The 3555-nt window shown below is 44.7% G+C and carries 2 protein-coding genes; both read left to right on the plus strand.

What is annotated here, in order from left to right; genetic code table 11:
• Positions 1-470: 470 nt before the first annotated feature.
• A complete protein-coding gene (locus E2K52_RS13810; protein WP_151205596.1) occupies positions 471-1844 on the plus strand; it encodes a diaminobutyrate--2-oxoglutarate transaminase in 1374 nt (457 codons plus the stop codon).
• Between the two features lie 3 nt (positions 1845-1847).
• Positions 1848-3380, plus strand: coding sequence for a pyridoxal phosphate-dependent decarboxylase family protein (locus E2K52_RS13815; protein WP_151205597.1), 1533 nt, complete (start codon positions 1848-1850; stop codon positions 3378-3380).
• Positions 3381-3555 lie beyond the last annotated feature (175 nt).

Consider the following 3555-nt stretch of genomic DNA (forward strand, 5'->3'; position numbering starts at 1 on the left):
TTCTTGAGTAAGATGAGTATAGTTCATGATGCAACTTTGACTTTGGTCGGTCGGAAGCAAAATGCTAGCTCATCTTGCTTCCTTCCAATAATTTAATCTCTGTTGCACTTCATTTGAGAATCCAAGAAATTAAATATCATAAAAATTATAGGCTTATCTCTAAAGTTATAAAATACCAAGAAAGATTGCTGAAAGGCTACAAAAAAGTATAAAAGAACGTGCTTTTCTTTCGGTGGTCACAGGTTAAGATGATAATTCAGATGACAAATCGGCATGATATTTTTTTTCGATAAAAAATCAGCAAAATTGTGGCGAAAGTCGTTTATTTTCCTGTAAAAGACTGTATCATCCGCCTCCTAGTTATGATGTATGAGTAAACCATCAAACTGGAATTTATAAAGCACCGAGTCAAAGGACCGCAAGTCACCCGACTTATTTCTATTAACCCATATCAGAGATGGTAATTCGATATGAGCGTTTCTTCAGTAAACCCTGCCACTAATTCTACTAACGAATACTATTTGACTCGCCAAAGTCAGATGGAATCCAATGTTCGTAGCTATCCGCGTAAACTGCCGCTTGCGATAGCAAAAGCATTAGGTTGCTGGGTTACCGATGTCGAAGGTACAGAGTACCTCGATTGTTTAGCTGGGGCAGGAACATTGGCATTAGGCCATAATCATCCTGCGGTCATTCAAAGTATTCAGGATACGCTTGCAAGCGGTCTGCCATTGCATACTTTGGATTTAACAACACCTTTAAAAGATGCTTTTACTGAGGCGCTGCTTGAACAGCTGCCAGGCGGTAAAGAAGAGTACTGCCTGCAGTTCTGTGGTCCATCTGGTGCAGATGGGACAGAAGCAGCGATTAAACTAGCCAAAACCTTTACCGGTCGCAGCTCGGTGATCAGCTTTTCTGGTGGTTACCATGGTATGACTCACGGTTCGCTTGCAATGACAGGTAACCTGTCTGCGAAGAATGCGGTCAATGGCTTAATGCCAGGCGTTCAATTCATGCCATATCCGCATGAATACCGTTGCCCACTTGGTCTGGGCGGTGAAGCGGGCGTTGACGCATTGACTTACTACTTCGAAAATTTCATTGAAGATGTAGAAAGCGGTGTGACTAAACCGGCTGCTGTAATTCTTGAAGCCATTCAGGGTGAAGGCGGTGTAGTGACTGCACCGGTAAAATGGCTGAAAAAAATCCGCGAAGTAACTGAAAAACACAATATCGTACTCATTCTTGACGAAGTTCAAGCAGGCTTTGGCCGTTCAGGCAAAATGTTCGCTTTTGAATATGCAGGGATTGAGCCTGACGTTGTTGTTATGTCTAAAGCAGTAGGTGGCAGCTTGCCACTGGCAGTACTGGGTATTAAACGTAAATTTGATGCTTGGCAGCCTGCTGGCCATACGGGGACTTTCCGTGGTAACCAGCTGGCGATGGGGACTGGTCTTGCGGTGATTAAGACCATCAAAGAACAAAACTTGGCACAAAATGCGCAAGAACGCGGTGATTTCCTGCAAGCTGAATTGAAAAAGCTGGCGCAGGAACTTCCGTGTATCGGTAATGTACGTGGCCGAGGCTTAATGATCGGTATTGAAATTGTGGACGAGCGACAACCTGCTGACCACATGGGTTCTTTACCTGCAGACGGCCAATTGGCAGCTGCTATTCAGACAGCATGTTTCAATAATAAGCTGTTGCTAGAAAAAGGTGGTCGTAATGGTACGGTAATCCGTTTACTTTGTCCGTTAATTATCACTCAAGAAGAGTGTGTAGAAGTGATTGCCCGTTTCAAGAAAGCGGTTACTGAAGCTCTTGTAGCAGTTCGAGGCGCATAATTCATGGTAGATTTTGCAGAACACCGTAAAGCGTTACTCTGCAATGATGCTGCATCCATTGCTGACTATCAGTCAGCAATGGACCAGGCGACCAAAGCGGTTGCAGCATGGTTGCAAAACGAAAAAATGTATACTGGCGGTAGCATCAAAGAGTTACGTAGTGCCATTGCCTTCAATCCTTCTAAAGAAGGTTTGGGTGTACAAAAATCACTTGAGCGTATGGTGGAGCTTTTCTTAAATAAAAGCTTGAAAGTTCATCATCCGCATTCATTAGCACATTTGCACTGTCCGACCATGGTGACCAGCCAAATCGCGGAAGTGCTGATTAATGCTACCAACCAGTCTATGGACTCCTGGGATCAAAGCCCGGCGGGTTCTTTGATGGAAGTACAGTTGATTGACTGGCTTCGTCAAAAAGTCGGCTATGGTACAGGTCAGGCAGGTGTATTCACTTCGGGTGGTACGCAATCTAACCTGATGGGTGTGTTGCTTGCGCGTGATGCGTGTATCGCGAAAAACTGGAAAGATGAAAACGGCCAGCCGTGGTCTGTTCAGCGGGATGGTATTCCTGCGGACGCAATGCGCAATGTCAAAGTCATCTGTTCTGAAAATGCACATTTTTCGGTGCAAAAGAACATGGCAATGATGGGCATGGGCTTCCAGTCAGTTGTGACTGTTCCTGTAAACGAAAATGCACAAATGGATGTTGATGCTCTGGAAAAGACCATGGCGCATCTTCAGTCTGAAAGCAAGATCGTAGCTTGTGTGGTTGCAACTGCAGGTACAACAGATGCTGGCGCGATTGACCCACTCAAACAGATTCGTGAAATCACCAATAAATATGGCGCGTGGATGCATATCGATGCGGCATGGGGTGGGGCACTGATTCTGTCGAATGACTATCGTGCGATGCTGGATGGGATCGAGTTATCTGATTCGATTACACTAGATTTCCACAAGCATTATTTCCAAACCATCTCATGTGGTGCATTCTTGCTCAAAGATGAAGCGAACTACCGTTTCATGCATTATGAAGCGGAGTATCTTAACTCGGCTTATGATGAAGAGCACGGCGTGCCAAACCTGGTGTCGAAGTCTTTACAAACCACGCGCCGTTTTGACGCGTTGAAATTGTGGATGACCGTAGAAGCACTCGGCGAAGAGCTGTATGGATCGATGATCGATCATGGGGTAAAACTGACCCGTGACGTTGCAGATTACATCAAGTCGACTGATGGTCTGGAACTTCTGGTTGAGCCACAATTTGCATCGGTACTGTTCCGTGTAGTGCCTGAAGACTATCCAGCTGAGTTTGTGGATGCACTGAACCAGAACGTGGCAGATGAACTGTTTGCTCGTGGTGAAGCAAATATTGGGGTGACTAAGGTCGGCAATGTTCAGTCATTGAAAATGACCACTTTAAGCCCGGTAGCTACACTTGAGAACGTGCAAAATCTGCTGGCACTGGTACTGGCAGAAGCGGATCGCATCAAGGATTCAATTGCAGATGGTAGTTATACACCGCCCATTGTTTAATTGATTGAAAAATTAAAAAAGGAGATCGAAAGATCTCCTTTTTTAATACTTGGATTCTCAAATGAAGTGCAACAGAGATTAAATTATTGAAAGGGAGCAAGATGAGCTAGCATTTTGCTTCCGACCGACCAAAGTCAAAGTTGCATCATGAACTATACTCATCTTACTCAAGAAG

Origin of the sequence: Acinetobacter sp. RF14B (assembly GCF_006864105.1) — a bacterium.
Lineage (GTDB): Bacteria > Pseudomonadota > Gammaproteobacteria > Pseudomonadales > Moraxellaceae > Acinetobacter > Acinetobacter lwoffii_C.